General features: G+C 68.5%; 19 protein-coding genes. 9 read left to right on the plus strand and 10 right to left on the minus strand.

Annotated features, from left to right (window positions below):
- The first annotated feature begins 205 nt into the window (after window positions 1-205).
- From DDE10_RS20810 to DDE10_RS20835, 6 genes are all read left to right on the plus strand, one after another.
- Entirely contained in the window at window positions 206-1,276 is a 1,071-nt protein-coding gene (locus DDE10_RS20810) for an AI-2E family transporter (RefSeq protein ID WP_114954728.1), read from the plus strand.
- 63 nt (window positions 1,277-1,339) lie between these two features.
- On the plus strand, window positions 1,340-2,851 hold the full coding sequence (locus DDE10_RS20815) for a S10 family peptidase (protein WP_114954769.1): 1,512 nt from the start codon (window positions 1,340-1,342) through the stop codon (window positions 2,849-2,851).
- 1 nt (window position 2,852) lies between these two features.
- Complete coding sequence (locus tag DDE10_RS20820) at window positions 2,853-3,632, plus strand: SDR family oxidoreductase (RefSeq protein ID WP_114954729.1); 780 nt, start codon at window positions 2,853-2,855, stop codon at window positions 3,630-3,632.
- A 43-nt stretch (window positions 3,633-3,675) separates the two neighbouring features.
- Window positions 3,676-4,518, plus strand: a complete 843-nt coding sequence (sseA, locus tag DDE10_RS20825) for a 3-mercaptopyruvate sulfurtransferase (RefSeq protein ID WP_114954770.1) — start codon at window positions 3,676-3,678, stop codon at window positions 4,516-4,518.
- Window positions 4,515-5,687: a cystathionine beta-lyase gene (gene metC / locus DDE10_RS20830; protein WP_284734800.1), complete on the plus strand. Its 1,173-nt coding sequence runs from the start codon at window positions 4,515-4,517 to the stop codon at window positions 5,685-5,687. The genes sseA and metC overlap by 4 nt, the downstream gene beginning before the upstream one ends.
- A complete protein-coding gene (locus tag DDE10_RS20835; RefSeq protein WP_114954731.1) occupies window positions 5,684-6,976 on the plus strand; it encodes a mechanosensitive ion channel family protein in 1,293 nt (430 codons plus the stop codon). The genes metC and DDE10_RS20835 overlap by 4 nt, the downstream gene beginning before the upstream one ends.
- On the opposite strand, the gene DDE10_RS20840 is transcribed toward DDE10_RS20835, so the two are convergent.
- Window positions 6,924-7,301 carry a hypothetical protein gene (locus DDE10_RS20840; protein WP_114954732.1) on the minus strand — a complete coding sequence of 126 codons (378 nt, stop codon included), beginning with the start codon at window positions 7,299-7,301 and terminating at the stop codon, window positions 6,924-6,926. The two genes, DDE10_RS20835 and DDE10_RS20840, sit on opposite strands and share 53 nt — an antisense overlap.
- 110 nt (window positions 7,302-7,411) lie before the next feature.
- On the opposite strand from DDE10_RS20840, the gene DDE10_RS20845 reads away from it, so the two are divergent.
- Window positions 7,412-8,188: a TorF family putative porin gene (locus tag DDE10_RS20845; RefSeq protein WP_162806768.1), complete on the plus strand. Its 777-nt coding sequence runs from the start codon at window positions 7,412-7,414 to the stop codon at window positions 8,186-8,188.
- A 24-nt stretch (window positions 8,189-8,212) separates the two neighbouring features.
- On the opposite strand, the gene DDE10_RS20850 is transcribed toward DDE10_RS20845, so the two are convergent.
- From DDE10_RS20850 to DDE10_RS20870, 5 genes are read right to left on the minus strand one after another with little or no spacing between them, the layout of a single operon-like run.
- Entirely contained in the window at window positions 8,213-8,623 is a 411-nt protein-coding gene (locus DDE10_RS20850; RefSeq protein WP_114954734.1) for a DUF3035 domain-containing protein, read from the minus strand.
- Window positions 8,624-8,625: 2 nt separating this feature from the next.
- On the minus strand, window positions 8,626-9,168 hold the full coding sequence (lspA, locus tag DDE10_RS20855) for a signal peptidase II (protein ID WP_114954735.1): 543 nt from the start codon (window positions 9,166-9,168) through the stop codon (window positions 8,626-8,628).
- Entirely contained in the window at window positions 9,161-12,112 is a 2,952-nt protein-coding gene (gene ileS, locus DDE10_RS20860; protein ID WP_114954736.1) for an isoleucine--tRNA ligase, read from the minus strand. The genes lspA and ileS overlap by 8 nt, the downstream gene beginning before the upstream one ends.
- A gap of 45 nt (window positions 12,113-12,157) precedes the next feature.
- Window positions 12,158-13,105 carry a glycerophosphodiester phosphodiesterase family protein gene (locus DDE10_RS20865; RefSeq protein WP_114954737.1) on the minus strand — a complete coding sequence of 316 codons (948 nt, stop codon included), beginning with the start codon at window positions 13,103-13,105 and terminating at the stop codon, window positions 12,158-12,160.
- Entirely contained in the window at window positions 13,102-14,031 is a 930-nt protein-coding gene (locus tag DDE10_RS20870) for a bifunctional riboflavin kinase/FAD synthetase (protein ID WP_114954738.1), read from the minus strand. The genes DDE10_RS20865 and DDE10_RS20870 overlap by 4 nt, the downstream gene beginning before the upstream one ends.
- A gap of 121 nt (window positions 14,032-14,152) precedes the next feature.
- Here DDE10_RS20870 and DDE10_RS20875 point away from each other — a divergent pair, with 121 nt between their 5' ends.
- Window positions 14,153-14,701, plus strand: coding sequence for a hypothetical protein (locus tag DDE10_RS20875; RefSeq protein ID WP_162806769.1), 549 nt, complete (start codon window positions 14,153-14,155; stop codon window positions 14,699-14,701).
- Here the strand turns inward: DDE10_RS20875 and DDE10_RS20880 are convergent.
- A complete protein-coding gene (locus DDE10_RS20880) occupies window positions 14,649-15,167 on the minus strand; it encodes a dihydrofolate reductase (RefSeq protein WP_114954740.1) in 519 nt (172 codons plus the stop codon). The genes DDE10_RS20875 and DDE10_RS20880 overlap by 53 nt on opposite strands.
- Window positions 15,168-15,207: 40 nt before the next feature.
- The gene (locus DDE10_RS20885) at window positions 15,208-16,206 is read right to left on the minus strand and encodes a GlxA family transcriptional regulator (RefSeq protein ID WP_284734801.1); all 999 of its coding nucleotides are present in this window, start codon (window positions 16,204-16,206) and stop codon (window positions 15,208-15,210) included.
- Between the two features lie 115 nt (window positions 16,207-16,321).
- On the opposite strand from DDE10_RS20885, the gene DDE10_RS20890 reads away from it, so the two are divergent.
- A complete protein-coding gene (locus DDE10_RS20890) occupies window positions 16,322-17,017 on the plus strand; it encodes a DJ-1/PfpI family protein (RefSeq protein WP_114954742.1) in 696 nt (231 codons plus the stop codon).
- 33 nt (window positions 17,018-17,050) lie between these two features.
- Here DDE10_RS20890 and DDE10_RS20895 read toward each other — a convergent pair whose 3' ends face one another.
- Window positions 17,051-17,845 carry a thymidylate synthase gene (locus tag DDE10_RS20895; protein WP_114954743.1) on the minus strand — a complete coding sequence of 265 codons (795 nt, stop codon included), beginning with the start codon at window positions 17,843-17,845 and terminating at the stop codon, window positions 17,051-17,053.
- A 49-nt stretch (window positions 17,846-17,894) separates the two neighbouring features.
- Entirely contained in the window at window positions 17,895-18,626 is a 732-nt protein-coding gene (locus DDE10_RS20900; RefSeq protein ID WP_349356551.1) for a class I SAM-dependent methyltransferase, read from the minus strand.
- Between the last annotated feature and the right edge of the window lie 3 nt (window positions 18,627-18,629).

The following is an 18,629-nucleotide window of genomic DNA, read 5'->3' on the forward strand; positions in this document are numbered from 1 at the left end:
GCTCCTTAAGGGAAAGGGGGGCTGGGGACTAGGGTTTGGGGGCTAGGGGCTGGGGACTGGGGACTGGGATGTGGAAGGTTGGTGCGGCTCCGAGAGTTCGGTCGCCTCTGCCAGTCCAATCCAGTCCCCAGTCCCCAGTCCCCAGTCCCGCGTCCCCATCCAACCCGATTGGCGGCCCACGCGACCTCGTCTAGATATCCGCATCATGGACCAGCCGCCGATCTTCACCCGCCGGGGCGCCGTCTTTTCCTCCTGGCTCGGCCTGGCCCTGGCGGCCGGTGCGGCGGTCGTCCTGCTCTGGTTCATGCAGAAGGTCGTCACCGCGATCCTGATGCTCTTCTTCGCGGTGGTCGTGGCGATCGCGCTGTCCGCGCCGGTGGGCTGGTTCCGACGCCGCGGCCTGTCCCGCCGGCTGGCGGCCCTGGTCACGTTGCTGCTCTTCTTCGCCGTCATCGGCCTGCTCGGCGCGCTCGTCGTGCCGCGCGTGGCCTCGCAGCTCGTGGAGCTGCTGCGCGAGCTGCCCGAGGTCGTCAGCCGCCTCCAGGCGCAGATCAACGCCCTGCTGACCCGCTATCCCGATCTTCAGGCCTTTGCCGGCGGCAATGGCCAGGCGGCCGAGAGCGTCCCCGGCACGCTCGAGATATTCAGGGGGCTGAGCGGGGCGTCGCTGTCGCTGCTCGGCTTTCTCGCCTTGACGCTGATCTTCTTCACCATAGTCGTCTATGTCGTCATCGATCCTCGGCCGATCATCCGGGCTTATTATGGCAGCCTGCCGGTGGCGCATCGACGGGCCGGCATGCGCGCCTATCGCCGCGCCAGCGCCGCCGTCATCGGCTGGACGGAGGCGAGCTTCGTCGTCGGCGCGATCCAGGCGGTCGCCGTATTCGTCTTCCTGTCGCTCATGCACGTGCCCGGCGCGCTGGTCTGGGCGGCGCTCGCCTTCTTCGCCGATTTCATCCCGCGCATCGGCGGCTATGTGATGGCCTTCCCGCCGGTGGTGCTCTCTCTCACCATCGATCCGATGACCGCCTTGTGGGTCGGCCTCTTCTACCTGATCAGCAACGAGATACTGGGCAGCGTCGTCGCGCCGAAGATCCGCGGCGCGAGGATGCGGCTCCATCCGGTGCTGCTCATCTTCTTCACCCTCGCCTTCGCTCTGGCCTTCGGCGTGCTCGGCGCGATCGTGGCGACGCCGGCCGCCGCCTTCGCCGCGGCTTATTATGGCGAATTCTATCTGAAGCGGCCGGTCCGCCGCGTGCCACGCCTGCGCAGCTGATCGCTTGGCGGGGGCAAGCCGGTCGTGCCATAGCCTCCGCACCAGTCAGGGAGGGTGAAGTTGATCAAGCGACGTCTCGCCACCATCGCCGCAGCGGCCGCCGTGGCGCTGGCCGGGGCGGCGGCCGGGGTCCAGGCGCAGGACCGGCCGGGCGCCGAGAAGGCGAAGGGACCGCCGGCCGATCGCGCGCCGCAGGTTTCGGTGACCCGCCACAGCGGCAGCTTCGGCGGCGAGCGGGTCGCCTACACCGCCACCGCCGGCGAGACCTTCCTGCGCGCCGAGGACGGCACCGCCCGCGCGTCGATCTTCTCGGTATCCTATGTGCGGGAGCCGCGCGATCCGGACCGGCCCGTCACCTTCCTGTTCAATGGCGGTCCCGGGTCGGGGTCGGTCTGGCTGCACATGGGCGCCTTCGGCCCCCGCCGCGTCGCCATCCCCTCCGACGGCAGCGACGACGGCGCGCCGCCCTTCCCGATCGTCGACAATCCCGACAGCCTGCTCGACGTCACCGACCTGGTCTTCATCGACCCGGTCAGCACCGGCTTCAGCCATGCCCTCGGCGACACCGACCCGTCCGATTATTACGGGGTCACCAAGGACGCCCAGTCGGTCGCCCAGTTCATCCGCCTGTGGCTCAATGAGAATGGACGTTGGAACTCGCCCAAATATCTGGGCGGCGAAAGCTACGGCACGACCCGCACCGCTGCTGTCCTCAACCAGCTCGAAGGCGGCTATAACGACGTCTCGCTGAACGGGATCATCCTCATCTCGACCATTCTCGATTTCGGCGCCGGCGCCGACACGCCGGGCAACGAGATGAGCTACATCCTCAACCTGCCCTCGATGGCGGCGACCGCGCTCTATCACGGCAAGGCGCAGGCGGCTTCGGTCGAGTCCTTCGTCGAGGAGGCACGCCGCTTCGCGATCGGGCCTTATGCCCACGCCTTGTTCCAGGGCAGCGCGCTCCCGGCCGAGGAGCGCGCCTCGGTGCGCCGCGAGCTCGCCCGCTTCACCGGCCTGTCCGAGGCCTATCTCGATCAGGCCGATCTGAGGGTGCTCCCGAACCGCTTCTACAAGGAACTGCTGCGCGACCGCGGGCTCACCATCGGCCGCCTCGACGCGCGCTATACCGGACGCGACTATGACAATGCCGGCGAGACCCCCGACAACGATCCCAGCTTCTACGGCATCGACGGCGGCTACAGCGCGGCGATCAACCAGCATGTCCGCGAGACGCTGGGCTTCCGCACCGACCGCAGCTACGTCACCATCGGCCGGGTCGGTCCGTGGGACTGGCGGCTCGGCGGCGGGCGCGACGAAGACGTCTACCTCAATGTCGCGCCTTATGTCGGCCGGGCGCTGCGCGAGAATAGCGGCCTTCGCGTCTTCGTCGGCCAGGGCTATTACGATTTCGCGACCCCGTTCTTCGCGGCGGAATATTCGCTGAGCCGCACCGGCATCCCGCAGGAGCGGATCCATTACGAATATTACGGGTCCGGGCACATGATGTACGTGCGCGACGAGGACCGGTCCAAGCTCAGCCGCGACGTGCGCGCCTTCATTCGCGGGAGATAGCATGGATCTCGGACTGTCCGGGCGCAACGCCATCGTCTGCGCTTCCAGCCGCGGCCTCGGCCGCGCCTGCGCCGAGGCGCTCGCCCGCGCCGGCGCCCGCGTCGTCATCAACGGGCGCGAGGCGGATCGGCTCGCCCGCGTCCGCGACGACATCGCCGCGGGCAGCGGGGCCGACATCATCGCCGTGGCCGCGGACGTGTCGACGGCCGAAGGCCGCGCCGCCCTGGTCGAGGCGCTTCCCCAGGTCGACATCCTCGTCAACAACAATGGCGGCCCGCCGCCCCGCGACTTCCGCGCGGTCGATCGCGATGCGATGATCGCCGGGCTCGAGGCGAACATGATCGCGCCGATCGCGATGATCCAGGCGGTCGTCGACGGCATGGTCGAGCGCCGCTTCGGCCGCATCGTCAACATCACCTCCGGTTCGGTGAAGATGCCCCTGGCGGGTCTCGATCTCTCCAGTGGCGCGCGCGCCGGCCTCACCGGCTTTCTCGGCGGCGTCGCCCGCGCGCTGGCCGCGTCGAACGTGACCATCAACCACCTGCTGCCCGGCGCCTTCGATACCGATCGCATCCACGCCCTGATCGAGCGCCAGTCGAAGGATTCGGGTCGTCCGCCAGAGGAGCTTCGCCGCCAGCGCGAGCAGTCGATCCCGGCCCGGCGCTTCGGCGACCCGGCGGAATTCGGCGCCGCCTGCGCCTTCCTCTGCTCGGCGCAGGCCGGCTACATCACCGGCCAGAGCCTGCTGATCGACGGCGGCGCCTTTCCGGGAATATTGTGACGCGGTTCCGGTTTCCGCCGCGCCGGACATCGAAGGAGAGATGATGGAGTCCCTGGTTTCGACGGAATGGCTGGAGAAGGCGCTCGGCGCCGAGGACCTGCGCATCCTCGATTGCACCGCCTTCCTGCCCGGCACCGGTCGCGACGCCCGCGCCGAATTCGAGGCCGCCCACATTCCGGGCGCCGTCTTCGTCGACCTGGAAGAGATAAGCGACGGCGACAGCCCCCTGCCGCACATGATGCCGCCGCCCCACAAGTTCTCGAGCCGCATGCAGTCGCTCGGCGTGCGCGACGGTGCCCGTCTCATCGTCTACGACAATAGTCCGCTGCACAGCGGCGCGCGTCTGTGGTGGATGCTGCGCACCTTTGGTGCCCATTATGTCGCCCTCCTCGACGGGGGCTTCCAGAAATGGAGCGAGGAAGGACGCCCGGTCGAGCAGGGACGCAAGTCCCACCGCCACGGCCATTTCACCGCCATGCCCGATCCGGCCGCGGCGATCGACAAGCAGGGCCTGATGCCGCTGGTGGGCGCCGGCACGCACGAGATCGTCGACGCGCGCGGCGCCAGCCGTTTCGCGGGCGAGGATCCCGAGCCCCGTCCCGGCCTGGAATCCGGTCACATCCCCGGCGCGAGGAGCCTGCCGCAGGGGAATCTGTTCAACCCGGACAATAGCTGGAAGCGAGGCGACGCGCTGCGGGCCGCCTACGACGGGGCCGGGATCGACCTCGCCAAGCCGATGATCACGACCTGCGGCTCGGGAGTGACCGCGGCGGTCCTGCTGTTCGGGGCCCACCTGCTCGGCAAGGAGGATGTCCGCCTCTATGACGGCAGCTGGTCGGAATGGGGTGCGGATCCCGACACGCCGAAAGCGAAGGGGATGGCATGAGCGCCGACAAGCCCGACACACGGCTGGTCGAGCTGGGCCGACGCAAGGAATGGACGAGCGGGGTGGTCAACCCGCCCCTCTATCGCGCCTCGACTATCCTCTTCGACAGCATCGCCGACATGGAAGCGGCGGAGCCGCCGACCGACGGCCGCCTTCAATATGGCCGCAACGGCACGCCCACGACCTGGGCCCTGTGCGAGGCGCTGACCGGGCTCGAGCCCGGTGCCGCCATGACCCGGCTTTACCCCTCCGGGGCGGCGGCGGTCGCGGGGGCGCTGCTCGCTTTGCTTTCGGCCGGTGACGAGCTGCTGATGGTCGACAGCGCCTACGGGCCGACCCGCGCGCTGTGCAACACCTTGCTCAAGCGGATGGGCATCGCCACGCGCTACTACGATCCGATGGTCGGCGCCGGCATCGCCGACCTGATCGGCGAGCGCACGCGCGCCATCTTCCTCGAAAGCCCGGGCACCCACACGTTCGAGGTGCAGGACGTGCCGGCCATCTGCGCCGTCGCGCGGGATCGCGGGATCGCGACGCTGATCGACAATACTTGGGCGACGCCCTGGCTGTTTCCGGCGATCGCGGCGGGCGTCGACATGTCGATCCTCGCCTGCACCAAATATATCGGCGGGCATGCCGACGTGATGCTGGGAACGGTCACCGCCACCGCCGAATTCGCGCCGCGTCTCGATCAGGCCCGCCGCATGCTCGGCCAGACGGCGGGCGCGGACGATGCCTGGCTGGCTTTGCGCGGCTTGCGCACGCTCGGCATCCGTTTGCAGCGTCACGAGGAGAATGCGCTGCGCGTCGCGCGCTGGCTGGACGAGCAGCCTCAGGTTGCGCGCGTGCTCTATCCCGCGCTCGAATCCTGCCCGGGCCACGAATATTGGGTTCGCGACTTCAAGGGCGCCAGCGGCCTCTTCGCCATCGTCATGAAAGGCGGCGACAAGGCCGATCGCGCACGGATGATCGACGGCCTTCGTCACTTCGGGATCGGCTACAGCTGGGGAGGCTTTGAAAGCCTCGCCGTTCCGGCCGACCCGACCCGCACTGCGACCACCACCGATTGGGAGGGGCCATTGGTTCGGCTCCACATCGGCCTCGAGGATCCCGACGATCTGATCGCCGATCTGGCCGCCGGGCTCGACCGGTACCGGGCCGGCGAATGAGGCGGGCGGCGGCCGATCTCGGGCTGCAGCTGCCGGCGTCGCCGGATTTCCCCGCGGTCGCCGCCGCGATCGTCATCATCGGCCTGACGGCGCTGGCGGCATGGGCCATCGGCCGCTTCGCCGGCCCGCGCCTGGCCGAATTCTGGCAGCGCAAGGCGGCGCTACAGGCGGGCGCGCTGGCACCGCGCCTGTGCGCGATCCTGCGCTACTTCATCCTGTGGCTCGTGCTGGCGGTCGTGCTCCGCGCCGGCGCGTGGCCGCCGCTCGCCGACCTTCTGCTCGGGCTCGGATCCGCCGTCGGCGCCGGGCTGACGGTACTCCATATCGTTCGCGGGCTCGGCCTGATGCGGTGGGGCGCCTGGCCGCTCGCCGGATTCGTGTTCCTCGCCGTCCTGACCGACTCCGTCGGCGGCCTCACCCCGATCACCGAGGCGCTGGACCGCGTCGCCTTCACCATCGGTACCCGTCGGCTTTCGCTGCTCATCCTCGTCCAGATCGGCGTGGCGCTGCTGGCGCTCTATGCCGTCGTCAAGGTCGCCATCCACGTCGTCGCCAATCTGATCCGGCACACGAGCGGCTTCGATCCCACCCAGCAATTGCTCGCCCAGAAGCTGGCGGCGATCGCCATCATCGCGATCGGCTTCTTCGTCGGCATCGATCTTGCCGGTATCGACCTCACCGCGCTGGCGGTCTTCTCGGGCGCGCTCGGCCTCGCGGTGGGCTTCGGGCTGCAGAAGACCTTCGGAAACCTGATCGCCGGAATCATCCTGCTCATGGACCGGTCGATCAAGCCGGGCGACGTCATCTCGGTCGGCGAGAGCTTCGGCTCGGTGAGCAAGATCGGCGTGCGGGCCGTCTCGATCGTCACCCGCGACGGCAAGGAATATCTGATCCCGAACGAGATCCTGATGACCCAGGAGGTGGTCAACTGGTCCTATTCGACTCGTGACGTGCGCGTCAGCATTCCGGTCGGCATCGGCTATGATTGCGACGTTAAGCTCGCCCAGCAGCTGATGATCGAGGCGGCGCGCGCGTCGCCGCGCGTGCTCGACACGCCGCAGCCGGTCGTCTGGATGACCGCGTTCGGCGACAATGCGCTTGGGCACGAGATCCGGGTCTGGATCCGCGATCCCGAAGCCGGGCTCGGCAGCGTGCGCTCCCAGATACTGGGGCGGCTCTGGGAATTGTTCCGCGAGAACGGCATCCAGGTGCCGTTCCCGCAGCGAGACGTACGCGTCAAGGAATGGCCGGATCGGTCCACGGACGAAGGAGGCTCATCAGCTCGCTGAGCGCCCGCTCGAGCTGGGCGGCGAGCCGGGCCGCCGCGGCCCGCGGCTCCGCCGTCTCGGCGGCGGCGAGCAGCGCCTCCACCCCGGCGGCGGCCCAGGCGGCCGTCTCGCCGGCCAGCGCGTCGAACCGGCGCTGGACGATGGGAAGCGCGCGATCATAAGCGTCGCCGATGCGCGCCGCTTCGTCGAGCAAGGAATCCTCCGGCGGCGCAGGCGGCCGGCCGGCGATCCGCTCGACCAGGCGCAGCGCCTCGCGCAGCTGGGCAATCTGCCGGCCCGGATCCGCGCCGGAAGCGGCGGGCGAGAGGGGCGCCTGGTGGCTCATGCCGGCAAGCTAGCGAGCGGACTCTAAGGAAGCGCTAACACGGCGCCGTGCGCCTAGTCGGCTGCAGGGTTGCACCCGCCCGGTGCGTGGCGCAGGGGGCGGCGATGAGGATGGTTCGATTCGCTGTCGCCGCAGCCATGTCCTTGGCCGCAGGTTCCGCTCACGCGCAGGACGATCCGGAAATCGCCGCGGAGTTCCAGGAGCCCCCCCTCGGCGCCGGTTCCGCCGGCATCGACGTCAGCGCCGGGATCGAGCTGATGAGCGACTATCGCTTTCGCGGGGTCTCGCGCTCGGACGAGGATCCGGCGGTGCAGGCGACCGTCAACCTGTTCCACGACAGCGGGCTCTATGCCGGCGCGCGGGCGACGACGCTGAAGGGACGCGATTCCTTCCGGCTCCGCGACCCCGGCCTGGGCGATCTCGGAGACGTCCAGCTCGATCTCTATGCCGGCTACAATGCCCGTCTCGGCGGCGGCTTCGAGGCCGATGCCGGTCTCCTCTATTATGCGTTCGTGGATGGCGAGGGGGCCACCGACTATGTCGAGCCCTATGCGTCGCTTTCCTATCTGATCGGTCCGGTCATGGCGACCGCGGGCGCCAAATATGCGCCGTCGCAGCAGGCGATCGGCGACGAGGACAGCCTCTATCTGTTCGGCCAGGTCGACGTCAGCATCCCCTTCCGCCCCTGGAGCTTCTCAGCCACCCTCGGCCATCAGGATTGGGGCCGCTTCGGCGATTATTGGACCTGGTCGATCGGCGTCGAGCATCAGCTCCAGGTCGCGGGCCTCCCGGGCACGAGGATCGGGCTCAGCTACGTCGACACCGATCTGCGGTCCCGCCCCGGCCAGGATGCCGGGATCGTCGCCACGCTCGGATTGAGCTTCTGACGCTCGCCGGCGGCGAGCAACGCGTCAGTTGGGGATCTGGACCGAGGCTTCCTGGCCGTCGCCCTCGGGAAGCTGCACGATCGTCTGGACGAGCGCGCCGCGATTGACCACCGTCGTCCCCGGGTCGCCGGCCACCGAGCGGGCACCCATCACGGCGCGGTCGACGCCGGCCTGCTGGAGCATGTCGCGCTCGACGGCGCTGCGCGGCTGGGGGCCGCCGAACAGGGCCTGCAGGGCCTGCGCGCGCGGATCCGGGCCGGCATCGGCCTCGCCCGGACGGGGCGGGATCAGAGCGAAATCGGGCGGAACCACCAGGGGGGCATTGCGGCCGACCGCAAACTCGTCGGGACGATCGCGGCCGAACGGACCGCCGCCCCCGCAACCGGCGAGGAGCAGGGCCGCGGAGCCGGCCAGGACGAGATGGGACAGACGCATTCTCAGACTTCCTTCTTCTTTGCCTTGCCATCGCGCATCAGCAGCGCCCGGACAAGCAAAAGCAGCACGCCGATGGTAATGGCAGCATCGGCGACATTGAAGACCAAAAAGGGCCGCCATTCGCCGATATGGAGGTCGGCGAAGTCGACCACATAGCCGTAGCGCACGCGATCGACGATGTTGCCGATCGCGCCGCCGAGGATGAGCGCGAGCGCCGTCGAATCGTCCCGGCTCTTCTCGCGCCAGAGCCAGAAGGCGACCAGCGAGGCGATGAGCGCCGTCATGCCGACGAGCAGCCAGCGGCCCATCTCGCTGCCGGCGCTGAGCAGGCCGAGCGAGACCCCGCGATTCTCGACCCAGCGCAGATCGAAGAAGGAGGTGATCTTGATCGCCCGGTCCGGCTGCGCCATCAGGCTGAGCGGATAGGTCACCACCCACTTCGTCGCCTGGTCGAAGACGAAGATCAGGAAGGCGATGACGAAGGCGACCGATCGGTTGCGCCTGAGGCGCAGGTCGGTCGCGGCCGAACTCGGTCCCTCAGCCATTCAGTACCTCATCGCAGCGGCCGCAAAGGCCGCCATCCTCTGGGACCTCGGGCAGGGGTCGCCAACACCGACCGCACTTTGCATGTTGAGTTCGCCGAACTTCGATATGCGCTTTCGTGAGGGGGTCGGCCTCGAACGTCGGCGTAGGTGGCTGGTTCGAAGTGATGGTGACCTCGGATACGATCGCTACTTCGGCGAAATCGACGGACCGAAGCAGTTCCTCCTGATCGGCCCCATCGACGTCCAGCCATATGAATGCTTCGAGGCTGGATCCCAACTTCTTCTCGCGCCGAAGGGGCTCTATCGCATTTGTGACCACTCGCCGATAATCGAGAATGCGCTCCCATTTGCGCCCCAGTGCATCGTCGCGCCAGCTGGCATCGACGGTCGGCCATTCGAGCAGGTGGACCGATCCGCCCTCGGGGTAGCGCGTCGACCAGACTTCCTCGGCGGTGAAGCAGAGCACCGGGCTCGCCCAGCGCACCAGCGCCTGGAAGACATGATCGAGCACCGTGCGATAGGCGCGCCGCTTGAGGCTGCCGAGCGGCAGCTTCGGCCCGATCTCGCAATAGAGCGCGTCCTTGCGGATGTCGAAGAAGAAGGCCGACAGATCGTCATTGGCGAAGGCCATGATCGCGCGGATGTAGGGGTTGAACTCGAAGCCGTGGATCGCCTCGCGCAGCTCGGCGTCGAGCATCGCCAGCCGATGCAGCACCCACCGCTCGAGCTCGGGCATCTGGTCCGGCGCCACCGCCTCGTCGGCGCCATAGCCTTCGAGCGCGCCCAGCAGGTAGCGGAAGGTATTCCTGAGCTTGCGATAGGCGTCGGTGGTGGTGGCGAGCACCTCCTTGCCGATCCGCACGTCCTCGAAATAGTCGGTCGAGGCGACCCACAGCCGGAGGATATCGGCGCCGTTGTCGCGCATGATGGCGAGCGGGTCGATGACGTTGCCGACGCTCTTCGACATCTTGCGGCCCTGCTGGTCGAGGGCGAAGCCGTGGGTCAGCACGCCCTCATAAGGCGCGCGCCCGCGGGTGCCGCAGCTCTCGAGCAGCGACGACTGGAACCAGCCGCGATGCTGGTCCGATCCCTCGACATAGAGGTCGGCGCGGACGCCCTCGCCGTAGCGTGCCTCGACGACGTAGGCGTGGGTCGAGCCGCTGTCGAACCAGACGTCGAGAATGTCCATGACCGGCTCATACTCGTCGAGCTTGTAGCCGTTTCCGAGCAGGGCCTGGTGGTCGGCCTGGAACCAGGCGTCGGCGCCGCCTTCGTGGAAGGCGCGGATGATCCGGCTGTTGACCGCCGGATCCTTGAGATAGTCGCCGGTCGCGCGGTGGACGTAGAGCGCGATCGGCACGCCCCAGGCGCGCTGGCGGCTGATCACCCAGTCGGGACGGTCCTCGACCATGGCGCGGATGCGGTTCTTCGACTTCTCCGGCACCCAGCGCGTGTCGTCGATGGCGTTCAGCGCCCGCTGGCGCAGCGTAAGCCCTCTCTCCTTCAGGGGAGAGGGTTGGGAGAGGGGGAGTTCGGAAGCCTCCGCAGCCTCCCCCTCTCCCTCGCCGCTGCGCGGCTCTCCCTCTCCCCTGAAGGAGAGAGGGTTCCGGTCCATCGGGATGAACCATTGCGGCGTGCAGCGGAAGATGATCTTGGCCTTCGAGCGCCAGCTGTGCGGGTAGCTATGACGGAAGTCGCCGCTCGCCGCGAGCAGGGCGCCGGCTTCGCGCAGGTCGCTGTTGATCGGGCCGTCCGGCGCGTTGAACTTGGCGTTGATGACGCTGCCCTGGCCGCCGAGCCAGAGCCAGTCCTCGCGATAGCGGCCGTCGTCGGTGACGGCGAAGACCGGATCGATGCCGTGCGCCTTGCACAGGATGAAATCATCCTCGCCATGGTCGGGCGCCATGTGGACGAGGCCGGTGCCCGCGTCGGTGGTGACGAAGTCGCCGGGCAGGAACGGCCGCGGCTTCGCGAAGAAGCCGCCGAGGTGGTGCATCGGGTGGCGGGCGACGGTGCCGGCCAGCGCCGATCCGAGGAATAGCGTCGATTGACGACCTTCGGGTGGCCCCTGAAAAGGCGATTCGTTGAATGGCTCCAGACGAGCCAGTGTGGCCTTATAGAGGTCATAGGCAACCAACAGCTTCATGCCGTTGAAGTTCACGATCGTGTAGGTGATCTCCGGCCCATACGCGATCGCCTGGTTCACCGGGATCGTCCACGGCGTCGTCGTCCACACCACCGCATGGGCGCCGACCAGCTCGGGGATCGGGCTCTCGATTATCTCGAACCCGACGTCGATCTGGGTCGAGACGATCTCCTCATATTCGACCTCGGCCTCGGCGAGCGCCGTCTTCTCGACCGGGCTCCACATGACCGGCTTGGCGCCGCGGTAGAGCTGGCCGCTCTCGGCGAACTTCAGCAGCTCCTCGACGATCTTCGCCTCGGCCTCGTACTTCATGGTGAGATAGGGATCGTCCCACTCGCCCATCACGCCGAGCCGCTGGAACTGCTCCGACTGCACCTTCACCCACTGGTCGGCATAGGCCCGGCATTCGGCGCGGAACTGGGGCTTGGGCACGTCGTCCTTATCGAGCTTCTTCTTGCGATATTGCTCCTCGACCTTCCATTCGATCGGCAGGCCATGACAGTCCCAGCCGGGGACGTAGGGCGCGTCCTTGCCGAGCAGGGACTGGGAGCGGACGACGAGATCCTTGAGGATCTTGTTCATCGCGTGGCCCATGTGGATGTCGCCATTGGCGTAAGGCGGGCCGTCGTGGAGGATGAAGCGCTCGCGGCCGGCGCGAAGCCGGCGCAGCTGCTCGTAGAGCCCGGTTTCGGCCCATCGCTCGAGGATCGCCGGCTCCTTTTGGGCGAGGCCGGCCTTCATGGGAAAGTCGGTCTTCGGCAGGAAGACCGTGTCCCTATAGTCTTGCTTGTCGGACATCGGCGGCGGACTTAGCCGGGAAGGGGGTGCAAGGAAACACCCGAGTCAGTCGAGCGCGCGGCCGACATTCCACATGTCCTCGACCAGCAGCAGCCCGCGATAGTCGCGCGGCACCTCGCCGAGCTGCTCCGGCCGGTCGAGCCCGACCAGGGCCCGACGGCTGTCGCCGGCGATGAGCAGCCGCGCGTCGACGCCGGCCATCCGATCGAGGAAGCGATAGGGCCAGCCCCACAAGGTGAGGCCGCCGCGGCGCGGCAGCAGCAGCGTCGCGCCCCGGCAGCTTTCCGGCACCAGGCTGGTCCAGCCGGAGCGGCGATAGTCGGACAGGCATGCCTGGCTGGCGGCGCGGTCGAGCACCCATCCCCCGGGCGTGAGCTGGCGCAGCCGCTCGAGGGCGGCCGGATGGCCGGCAAATCCGTGCTGCGCACCGATGGCGACGCCCGCGGCTCGGAACGCCGCCACGATCGAGGCGGCATCCGCGGGCTCGCCGAGAGTGAAGATGAGCGTTTCGCGGGGAAATGCGCGGATCAGCTCGGCCGCGGCCGGCATCGCGCCGACGCCGCGGCCGCGGAGCGGGAAGGTGCGGCCGTCGCTGCTGTAGCCGAAGCCGACGTCCAGCGTCTTCAGATAAGGGAGGATCCGGTCGCGGACACGGCCGACGCCGTCGGTGCGGCATTCGAGCGTCTCATCGCGGAAGATGACGGCATGACCGTCGGCGCTGGTCCGGACATCGAGCAGGAAGCCGCGCGCGCCATGGGCGATCGCGCCCTGCATCGAGAAGAGCGTGTTCTCGATATAATTGTGCCCGAAATCGGCGACGCGGCGCGCGGAGCATCCCGGCGCGTGCGGCCGCTCGAGCGGCTGGGCGATGCCGCGATGGGCGACGAGGGTGAGCCGTCCTTCCGGCGCCGGTGCGATCCAGGACGCGTTGACCAGCGACAGGCCGACGGCCGCGGCCGCCACCAGCGCCAGCGCGACCGACCGGACCCTCACCCGGCCAGCCGCCGCCGCGCCTCCTGGCTGTCCAGGTCCATCTGGGCGACCAGGGCCTCCGTCCCGTCGAAGACGCGCTCGTCGCGGATGAAGGAGATCAGCTCCACCGCGATCTCCTGGCCATAGAGATCGCCGTCAAAGTCGAAGAAATGCGGCTCGAGCAGCTCGCGCGGCGGATCGAACATCGGTCGCACGCCGAGATTGGCGACCCCGTCCAGCACCTTCCCGGACCCGATCAGCCGGCCGCGCACCGCATAGATGCCGAATCGCGGCCGCAGGTAATTGCCGAGCGACAGGTTCGCGGTCGGATAGCCGAGCGCGCGGCCTCGCCGGTCGCCGGGCTCGACGACGCCCTCGATGGTGAAGGGGCGGGTGAGCAGCCGCGTCGCCGTCTCGCAGTCGCCGTCGCGAAGCGCGTCTCGTATCCGGGTCGAGGAGATGGGCTCCTCCTCGTCGAGCACCGGCGCCACCGCCTCGACCGACAGGCGATGTCCCTGGCCGAGCATCTTGAGCAAGGTGACGTCGCCGCCCCGCGCCCGGCCGAAGGTGAAGTCCTCGCCGGTGACGACCCCGGAGGCGCCGAGCCGGCGCGCCAGCCATTCGGTGACGAAATCCGGCGCCGTCACCTGGGCGAAATCGGCGTCGAACTGGAAAACGAGCATCGCGTCGACGCCGGCGGCGAGCAGCAGCCGCTCGCGCTGCTCGAGCGTCGTCAGCCGGAACCACGGGCTGTCCGGCCGGAAGAATCGCATCGGATGAGGATCGAAGGTGGCGACGAGAGCGGGTTTGCCCTCGAGCCGGGCGCGGCTGACGGCGCGGCCCACCACCGCTTGATGGCCGCGATGGAATCCGTCGAAATTGCCGAGCGCGACGATGCCGCCGCGATACGGGGCCGGAACCGCCGAGCCCCCGTTCAGGCGCTCCATGGCCACCGGCTATAGGAAAGGACGGTCCGGCCGACAATGGACGCCCGGGGCGGCGGCTCGCGAGATTGAGCGGAAGGGCGCTTTGGACTATGTCCAGAGGAGCATCACCGGAGGACGCGCCATGAATCCTCGTCTCGCAGTGGTCGGCTTTGCTCTATTTTCCCTCGTCGCGAACCCGGCACTTGCCGCCGGCAAGCGCAGCGACGAAAGCTGGGGACGCGAAGGGGTATCCTTCGATCAATATCGCGCCGATGCGCTGGAGTGCGGCAACCGCGCTTATGGCGTCGAAGTGGCGATGCGGCCTTATGGGCCGGCGGCCGCAAGCGTCGGCGCCGGCGTCGCGGTGATTCCGGCCGCCGTCTGGACCAGCCTGACCCCGGGCCGCGTCCCGATCTATTCGACCACCTATGTGGAAGGGTACCGCCACGCCGCGCGCGTCGATGTCGTCGAGCAGCTGCAGGAAGTGGTCGATTCCTGCCTATCCGCGAGGGGCTATCAGCGTTTCCGGCTGACGCGGGCGCAGATGCGCGTCCTGCGCGGGTTCGCGCCGGGGACCGCCGAGCGTCAGGCCTATCTGCACCGGCTTGGCTCGGACGGGCGCGTGCTCCAATCCCAGGCTATCGCGGAGCGTCGCTCCGGGGGTCTCGCCGCACCAGCCGGACAAAGCTGAAGGCCGGGCGCCCGTCCTCGGCGGGATGGTCCTCCCGCCAGCTTTCCCGCCATCCTTTCGGGTCGAAAGCCGGCATGAATGTGTCGCCTTCGGCGTCGAGATGAACCTCGGTCAGCTCGATGCGGTCGGCTTCGTCGAGGAAGAGGCGGAATATCTCGGTTCCGCCGACGATCGCGATTTCCGGGACGTCTCCCGCCAGAGCGATGGCGGCATCCCTGTCATGGACCGTTTCGGCGCCCTCGGCCCGCCAGTCCGGCGATCGCGTCAGCACGATATGGCGGCGGCCGGGCAGGGGGCCGCCGAAGCTCTCGAAGGTGCGGCGGCCCATCACCATCGGCTTGCCCATCGTCAACGTCTTGTACCGCTTGAGGTCCGCGGACAGGTGCCAGGGAAGCCGGCCGTCCTTGCCGATGACGCCATTGGTCGCGCGGGCGAGATAGAAGACGATTTCCGGGGACCGGCTCATGCCGGCGCCATCGGCGCTCGCGCGGGTCGACGCAAGCCCGTCATCTAACGAAGCGCTCCCGATAGTCGGCGGGGGCGATCCCCAGCTCGCGCAGGAAGGCCCGCCGCATCGTCTGCTCCGTCCCGAATCCGCTCGATCTGGCCACCTCCTTGAGATTGCCGCCGCCATCTTCGATCCGACGGCGGGCATGGTCGAGGCGGAGCCGGGCCAGGTAGTCGGCCGGCGTCCGGCCCATGCGGTCGCTGAAGCACCGGGCGAAGTGGCGCGGGCTCATGCCGGCTTGGCGCGCGAGGTCCTCGACCCTCAGGGTCGCGGCGAGATTCTCCATCATCCACAAGTGAAGGCGGCCGAAGCGATCGTCCCTTTGCTGCGCCTCGAGCTGGCGGCTGAACTGGGTCTGGCCGCCTGGGCGGCGGACATACATGACCAGCGCCTGGGCGACCATCAGCGCGAGCGCCGGCCCGAGATCCTCCTCGACGAGGGCCAAAGCGAGATCCATGCCGGCAGTGACCCCGGCCGAGGAATAGAGGGCGCCGTCGCGGACGAAGATGGCATCGGCCGCGACCTCGCATCGCGGCTCGGCCCGCGCCAGCCGGTCGCAATAGGCCCAGTGCGTCGTCACCTTGCGATTTTCGAGGAGTCCGGCGGCGGCGAGCAGGAAGCTGCCCGTGCAGACGGCGGCAGTGCGGCGCGCAATCTTCGCCTGCCGCGCCACCCACGGGACCAGCTCGCCATCGGCCATCGCTTCGGCGAACCCGATCCCACCGGCGATCAGCAGGGTGTCGACGCGGTCGATCTCGTCAATGGCGCGGGCGGCGACCATCTCGAGCCCGCTGGACATCGCCACCGGCCCGGCCTGCTTGGCGACGATCTCCACACGGTAGGGAGGCGTGCCGCCGCCGCGCTCGTGGACGAATCGCGACGCGCGCGAGAAGATCTCGAGCGGTCCGGCGACGTCGAGCATCTGCGCGTCGCGATAGACGAGCATCGCCACGTGCCGCGGGGAACCGGGACGGTCGCTCTGCGCTTCGGGCCTCACGCCGGGATAGTGGCGCGCCTTTCGCGACGGTCAAGGAGGATGGCAGAATCTGCCTCCACCTTGTCATTCCGGACATTCCAACTCCGCCGTAGCTTCGCTCGGAAGGAGAGGGATCATGAACCGACGGGATCTGATCAAGGGCAGTCTGGGCGGTGCCGCGCTGGCGCTGGCCGGTTCGCGCGCTCTGGCACTGGTGCAGGACCGGTTCGCGTTGCCGGCGCGGGAGACGGTGCGGGTCGCCTTCCTGCTCGGCGAGGGCACCAACATGATCGACACGGCCGGGCCCTGGGAGGTGTTCCAGGACAGTCATGCCGGCTCGGGTTCGGAGATGCGGATGCCGTTCGAGCTGTTCACCGTGGCGCCGGACCTGGAGGAGCGGCGGATGACGGGCGGATTCCATACCCGGGCGCATTTCAGCTTCGCCGCGGCGCCGCAGCCCCATGTCATCGTCGTTCCCGCGCATCGCGGATCGGAGGCCTCGCTCGCCTGGCTTCGGGAGGCGAGCCGTGGCGCCGACATCACCTTGTCGGTCTGCACCGGTGCCTTCCAGCTCGCCAGGGCAGGACTGCTCGAGGGCTATCCCGTCACCACGCACCACGATTTCTGGGACAGCTTTGCGCGGGAGTTTCCCGGTCTCGACCTGCGCCGGGGACCGCGCTTCATCGACAGCGGCCGTATCGCCACCGCAGGCGGGCTGACCTCCGGCATCGACCTCGCGCTTCATGTGGTGAGCCGCTATTTCGGGGTCGCCGCGGCGGCGGCGACGGCGACTTATATGGAATATTCGAGCGAGGCCTGGCGCGCTTCGTGACGCGGTCTCCCGTCGGTTGACGCCGCTGTCGCGTCAGACGGCGACTTGCGCCTTGATATGGGGATGGGGCTCGTAGCCGCCGATCTCGAAATCCTCCGGCTCGTACTGGTCGATCGCGCCGGGTCGGCGAAGGAGGGTGAGCTTCGGCAGCGGCCGCGGATCGCGGGTCAGTTGCTCGCGCGCCTGGTCGAGATGGTTGAGATAGAGGTGGCAGTCGCCCCCGGTCCAGACGAAGATGCCGGGCTCGAGCCCGCATTGCTGCGCCAGCATGTGGGTGAGCAGGGCATAGCTCGCGATGTTGAACGGCACGCCCAGGAAGACGTCGGCGCTGCGCTGGTAGAGCTGGAGGTTGAGCCGCCCGCCGGCGACCTGGGTCTGGAACAGGCAGTGGCAGGGGGCGAGTGCCATCTGGCCGATCTCGGCCGGGTTCCAGGCGGTGACGATCTGGCGGCGCGATCCCGGATCCCGCTTGATCAGGTCGACCAGCTCGGCGATCTGGTCGATCTCCCGCCCGTCGGCCGCCTGCCAGCGGCGCCACTGCTTGCCGTAGACGGGGCCGAGATCGCCATTCTCGTCGGCCCATTCGTCCCAGATGCTCACCTTGCGGTCCCGCAGCCAGCGCACATTGGTGTCGCCGCGCAGGAACCAGAGCAATTCGACGATGATCGAGCGGATATGCAGCTTCTTGGTGGTGAGCAGCGGGAAGCCCTTCGCCAGGTCGAATCGCAGCTGATGGCCGAAGACGCTGAGCGTGCCGACACCGGTCCTGTCCTGCTGGCGGACGCCGTCGTCGAGGATCAGCCGGAGGAGGTCGAGATAGGCGCGCATGAGGCGAGCTTATGGCCCGGCGGCGCAGGCCGTTCCACCCTTATCGGGCTCAGGCGCCGCATTGGGGAATCGTCTCGGGCTCGGGCTTGGGCCCGATCGGCTTGAACGAGGCGAAATAGGATTCGGAATCGGGCAGCCGCTCGAAACGCTCGAGCTCGTAGCCGACGGCGTTGAACTCGCAAACCAGCAGGCGCGGCGGCGTGCCATGGCGGTCGGTCGGGCGGTCGGCATCGACGACGACGATCGATCCGCCGGGCTTGAGGTCGTCGTGGAGGTGCCAGAGGAACTCGCTCGGCCGCGCGATCTCGTGATACATGTGGATGAGCAGCACCCGGTCGAACGAGGCATCGGGCAGTTGCGGATCGTTGGGCAAGCCGAGCTTCAGCGCGACATTGTCGAGCCGCTCGTTCTGGACTCGCCGCGCCAGCTCCTGGATCGTCTCGGGGACGATGTCCTCGGCCAGCACGCGGCCGTCCTCGCCCACCATCGGCGACAGCCGGACGGTGTAATAGCCTTCGCCCGCACCGATGTCGGCGACCGACATTCCGGGGCGGATGTCGGCAAGACGGACCACCGTCTCGAACTCGCCGACGCTGTCGCGCGCATCCTCGTTGAGATAGCGCGAGGAGACGATCGGCGCGACCGGCCGGCGCGGATCCGGAAAGGTCGTCTGCGCCTCCGGCTGCTCCCGGCAGGCGCCGAGCAGGAGCACCGGCACCAGGCAGGGGAGGAGGAAGCGGCGCAGGGGCGCGTAAGCCTTCCGGCGGGAAAGCGTCCTCACCGG

This window comes from Sphingosinicella terrae, assembly GCF_003347635.1.
Classification (GTDB): Bacteria; Pseudomonadota; Alphaproteobacteria; order Sphingomonadales; family Sphingomonadaceae; genus Allosphingosinicella; species Allosphingosinicella terrae.

What these genes read in the sequence shown, in the direction of transcription:
- DDE10_RS20810 (WP_114954728.1), top strand. Translation starts at nt 206, where the DNA reads ATGGACCAGCCGCCGATCTTCACCCGCCGGGGCGCCGTCTTTTCCTCC.
- DDE10_RS20820 (WP_114954729.1), top strand. Translation starts at nt 2,853, where the DNA reads ATGGATCTCGGACTGTCCGGGCGCAACGCCATCGTCTGCGCTTCCAGC.
- sseA (WP_114954770.1), top strand. Translation starts at nt 3,676, where the DNA reads ATGGAGTCCCTGGTTTCGACGGAATGGCTGGAGAAGGCGCTCGGCGCC.
- metC (WP_284734800.1), top strand. Translation starts at nt 4,515, where the DNA reads ATGAGCGCCGACAAGCCCGACACACGGCTGGTCGAGCTGGGCCGACGC.
- DDE10_RS20835 (WP_114954731.1), top strand. Translation starts at nt 5,684, where the DNA reads ATGAGGCGGGCGGCGGCCGATCTCGGGCTGCAGCTGCCGGCGTCGCCG.
- DDE10_RS20840 (WP_114954732.1), bottom strand. Translation starts at nt 7,301, where the DNA reads ATGAGCCACCAGGCGCCCCTCTCGCCCGCCGCTTCCGGCGCGGATCCG.
- DDE10_RS20845 (WP_162806768.1), top strand. Translation starts at nt 7,412, where the DNA reads ATGGTTCGATTCGCTGTCGCCGCAGCCATGTCCTTGGCCGCAGGTTCC.
- DDE10_RS20850 (WP_114954734.1), bottom strand. Translation starts at nt 8,623, where the DNA reads ATGCGTCTGTCCCATCTCGTCCTGGCCGGCTCCGCGGCCCTGCTCCTC.
- lspA (WP_114954735.1), bottom strand. Translation starts at nt 9,168, where the DNA reads ATGGCTGAGGGACCGAGTTCGGCCGCGACCGACCTGCGCCTCAGGCGC.
- ileS (WP_114954736.1), bottom strand. Translation starts at nt 12,112, where the DNA reads ATGTCCGACAAGCAAGACTATAGGGACACGGTCTTCCTGCCGAAGACC.
- DDE10_RS20870 (WP_114954738.1), bottom strand. Translation starts at nt 14,031, where the DNA reads ATGGAGCGCCTGAACGGGGGCTCGGCGGTTCCGGCCCCGTATCGCGGC.
- DDE10_RS20875 (WP_162806769.1), top strand. Translation starts at nt 14,153, where the DNA reads ATGAATCCTCGTCTCGCAGTGGTCGGCTTTGCTCTATTTTCCCTCGTC.
- DDE10_RS20880 (WP_114954740.1), bottom strand. Translation starts at nt 15,167, where the DNA reads ATGAGCCGGTCCCCGGAAATCGTCTTCTATCTCGCCCGCGCGACCAAT.
- DDE10_RS20890 (WP_114954742.1), top strand. Translation starts at nt 16,322, where the DNA reads ATGAACCGACGGGATCTGATCAAGGGCAGTCTGGGCGGTGCCGCGCTG.
- DDE10_RS20895 (WP_114954743.1), bottom strand. Translation starts at nt 17,845, where the DNA reads ATGCGCGCCTATCTCGACCTCCTCCGGCTGATCCTCGACGACGGCGTC.